Origin of the sequence: Aminobacter sp. MET-1, from assembly GCF_026521175.1 — a bacterium.
Lineage (GTDB): Bacteria > Pseudomonadota > Alphaproteobacteria > Rhizobiales > Rhizobiaceae > Aminobacter.
The window spans coordinates 1-262 of record NZ_JAMSHL010000124.1 but is presented as its reverse complement, the minus strand read 5'-3'; the positions used below and the strand labels follow the sequence as shown (position 1 = coordinate 262).

The window sequence follows — 262 nt, the reverse complement described above, 5'->3', positions numbered from 1 at the left end:
GCCCTTACCTGTGACAAAGCGTGCAGGAGACACGTTGATTGGCGCAACGATCAATACCAGCGGGAGCCTGATTATGCGTGCCGAAAAAATCGGCAGCGACACGATGTTGTCTCAAATCGTACAAATGGTCGCGCAGGCGCAGCGCTCCCGCGCGCCTATGCAACGACTCGCCGATAGTGTTGCAGGCTATTTCGTGGTCGTTGTCGTGGCAATAGCGCTACTGACGTTCGTGTTATGGGGAATGTATGGCCCTGAACCGAGC

Annotated in this window: 1 pseudogene; it reads left to right on the top strand. The window is 55.7% G+C overall.

What is annotated here, in order from left to right:
• A pseudogene (locus tag NDO48_RS29300) lies at nt 1–262 on the top strand (copper-transporting ATPase); the annotation flags it as partial.